Source organism: Microbacterium sp. (assembly GCF_036277215.1).
Classification (GTDB): Bacteria; Actinomycetota; Actinomycetes; order Actinomycetales; family Microbacteriaceae; genus Microbacterium.
Map to the genome: position 1 here is coordinate 1 of NZ_DASUNI010000245.1, position 3,178 is coordinate 3,178.

Sequence of the window (3,178 nt, forward strand, 5' to 3'; positions counted from 1 at the left end):
AACGCAGTATCCGCTGAAACTCGCTGCCGCGCTCATCATGACGATCCCCGTCGCCGTGATGTTCTTCATCTTCCAGAAGCGCATCATGAACACCGCGCAGGGGGCGCTCAAGGAATGAGCGCATCGACGAACGGTGTGCACGCGCTGCAGCCGCTGCTGAACGATGCCGTCATCGTGCTGCGCGCGCCGACGCAGGTGTGGTCCGCGGTGTCGGGAGATATCGGCGCTCACGCGATCGACGGCGTGTACCACGGCGACGTCCGGCACATCCGTGAACTGAGCGTCGGCTACGGGGGCCTCCGGCCGGAGTGGATCTCGGCAGCGGCGCACAGCGCCTCCCACGTCACGTTCGGCGGCCTGCTGCGCGCCGTCGACGATGGGTTCCCCGATCCGAAGGTGCGGATCCTCCGCAACCGAGTGGTGGGAGACGGTCACGTCCGCGACACGATGACCGTCACCTCCCATGTCTCGCATGTCGTGACCACCGACCTCCGCGTCGTGCTCGTACCCGAGTTCGCTCCGCTCCAAGAGGTCAAGGCCGGCCTGGCCACCGCGCGCGCGTGGGACTTGACGGGCGCCGCCGCGATCGACCGCCGGACAGTGGAGTCGGGCGACCGGTCGTTCACGATCTCCGCGCCGGGCGCATCGATCACACGGAGCGATGAGGGTGTCAGCCTCGACTGGCAGATCCAGGTCGGACCTGGCGAGTCGGTCGACGTGTCGTGGTGGGTCGACCTGCACGACCCGTCGCTGGTCGTCGGCGGCATCCGTCGACCTGCGGGCTGGGTGATCCCGGAAGTGGGCGGCGATCCTCGCCTTCAGCGGTGGCTCGACGCCGCGCTGGCCGACCTCGACGCGCTGCGGCTGGCGTTGCCCGACCGGCCCGACGAGGAGTTCTTCGCGGCCGGTGCGCCGTGGTTCCTGACGCTCTTCGGACGAGACTCGCTCTGGGCCGCGCGACTGGCCCTGCCCCTCGACCACCGGATCGCCGCGTCCACCCTTCGCGTCCTGGCGCGATTCCAGGGCGACCGGTCCGATGCCGGGACCGCTCAGCAACCGGGAAAGATCCTGCACGAGCTGCGGGGCGAACCGCTGGCGATGCCCGGCGAGGGCATCGTCCTGCCGCCGGTGTACTACGGCACCGTCGATGCGACTCCGCTGTGGGTGTGCCTTCTGGCGGACGCGTGGAGGTCCGGGATGCCGGAGCAGGACGTCCGCGACCTGCTGGGACCGCTGCGCGGCGCACTGGACTGGCTGCTGCATCACGGCGACAACGACGGCGACGACTTCATCGACTACATCGACGAGACCGGGCACGGGCTCGCGAACCAGGGATGGAAGGACTCGGGCGACTCGATCCAGTGGCGCGACGGACGCCTCGCTGAGGGGCCGATCGCACTCTGCGAGGTGCAGGGCTACGCCTACGAGGCGGCCGTCGCGGGCGCAGACCTGCTCGATCACTTCGGCGAGGAGGGGGGCGAAGAGCTTCGAGCCTGGGCGTCGCGACTCAAAGCCCGCTTCGCTGAGTCGTACTGGGTCGAGACGCCGGAGGGCCGCTACCCCGGTATCGCGCTCGACGCGCACAAGCGCCCCGTCGACACGCTCACCAGCAACGTCGGTCACCTCCTGGGCACGGGCATCCTCGAGCCGTCCGAGGAGGCTGCCGTCGCCGCGCTGCTGGTCGGACCCACGATGCTGTCCGGCTTCGGCATCCGCACCATGTCGACAGAGGCCGCCGGTTACTGGCCGCTCAGCTATCACGGCGGCAGCGTGTGGACCCATGACTCCGCGATCATCGCCCGCGGCATGGCGCGCGCCGGGCTCTACGAGCAAGCGGACCTCGTGGTCGACGGACTCCTCGCCGCTGCGGAAGGGTTCGCGTTCCGCGTGCCGGAACTGCACTCGGGTGACTCGATCGAGGTGAGCCCGCAGCCCACGCCGTACCCCGCCGCGTGCCGGCCGCAGGCATGGTCGGCGGCCGCGGCGGTGACGGCCGCGTCCATCGCGCAGCGGGCCGGGCTCGGGGCACCGGCATCCGCTGTCGAGGACGTCAGACGACGGTGACGACGGTTCCGCCGGTCAGCGCGACCAGCTCGTCGAAGGTCATCGGGAAGACCGTGTGCGGCGTGCCGCCGGCCGCCCAGATCTCGGCGTAGGCGGCGAGATCCTCGTCGATCAGAGTGGTCAGTGGCGACGGATGCCCCGTCGGGGCGACGCCTCCGATCGCCTGGCCGGTCGCCTCACGCACCTGCTCGGCGGTCGCACGCCGGATGCTGTCGCGTCCCAGCCGTGCGGCGAGCGCGGTCGTGTCGACGCGGTGGGCTCCGCTCGTCATCACGAGCAGCGGCTCGCCGTCCGACCAGAAGACGAGGCTGTTCGCGATCGCGCCCACCTCCACACCGAGCGCCGCCGCGGCGAGGGGTGCGGTGGATGCGGCATCCGGCAGGACGACGATCTCGCCGTCGATGCCCGCCGATCGAAGCGATTCCCGGACGATGCGGCTGCGGGCGGAGAGCTGTTCGGTCACCCGCCCAGCCTAGGGTCGGCCGCCCGCGCGCTGCGTCAGGCCCTCTCGAACAGTCCCAGGATGTTGCCTTCGCTGTCCTCGAACCAGGACGAACGCTCACCGGACAGTTCCGCCACGCCATCGACGGTCTTCAGACCCGGGAAGTCGTACTCGAGGAACTTCACGCCCTTGTCCCGCAGGGCCGCCATGTCTGCCTCGAGGTCTTTCGTCTCCAGGCCGAAGACGGTGTTCTTCGCCGTTCCCGCGAACGTCGTCCGGTACACCATGAGCGGCACGCCGCCGAGTCGGTAGATCACCGCCTCAGCTTCGTCCTGGACTTCCTCGGGCGTCAGCCCGAGCGTCCCTTCATAGAACGACCGGGCACGCGCGAGATCCGATGCCGCGATGACCGCGGTGCCGCGTGATTGTTCGAACATGATCCCCTCCTTGTGAATCTTCATCCCCCGTGGATTCCGTATCCCCGCCCCAGACGGTACTCCCCCGCGCCCGTACGGAACAGGTGGTCGGCTGCACGGGCGGATGCTGGGCGCATGGCTCGATTCATCACCCCTGGCCTCGCGTCACCTGCGCAGAATGCTCAGTTGCCGCGCGGGACGTTGAACGATCGGCACAGCAGTGGTGCAATGGAAGCGGATGCCGCGATGATGCCCA

The 3,178-nt window shown here is 69.4% G+C and carries 3 protein-coding genes and 1 pseudogene; 2 read left to right on the forward strand and 2 right to left on the reverse strand.

The window, feature by feature from the left end:
• Positions 1 to 118 (forward strand): annotated as a pseudogene (locus VFX99_RS12360) (carbohydrate ABC transporter permease); the annotation flags it as partial.
• Positions 115 to 2,064, forward strand: coding sequence for a glycogen debranching N-terminal domain-containing protein (locus VFX99_RS12365; protein ID WP_329666594.1), 1,950 nt, complete (start codon positions 115 to 117; stop codon positions 2,062 to 2,064). The pseudogene VFX99_RS12360 and the gene VFX99_RS12365, both read left to right, overlap by 4 nt.
• On the opposite strand, the gene VFX99_RS12370 is transcribed toward VFX99_RS12365, so the two are convergent.
• A complete protein-coding gene (locus tag VFX99_RS12370; RefSeq protein WP_329666595.1) occupies positions 2,051 to 2,527 on the reverse strand; it encodes a YbaK/EbsC family protein in 477 nt (158 codons plus the stop codon). The two genes, VFX99_RS12365 and VFX99_RS12370, sit on opposite strands and share 14 nt — an antisense overlap.
• Before the next feature lie 35 nt (positions 2,528 to 2,562).
• Entirely contained in the window at positions 2,563 to 2,943 is a 381-nt protein-coding gene (locus VFX99_RS12375) for a VOC family protein (RefSeq protein WP_329666596.1), read from the reverse strand.
• Positions 2,944 to 3,178 lie beyond the last annotated feature (235 nt).

What these genes read in the sequence shown, in the direction of transcription:
- VFX99_RS12365 (WP_329666594.1), top strand. Translation starts at nt 115, where the DNA reads ATGAGCGCATCGACGAACGGTGTGCACGCGCTGCAGCCGCTGCTGAAC.
- VFX99_RS12375 (WP_329666596.1), bottom strand. Translation starts at nt 2,943, where the DNA reads ATGTTCGAACAATCACGCGGCACCGCGGTCATCGCGGCATCGGATCTC.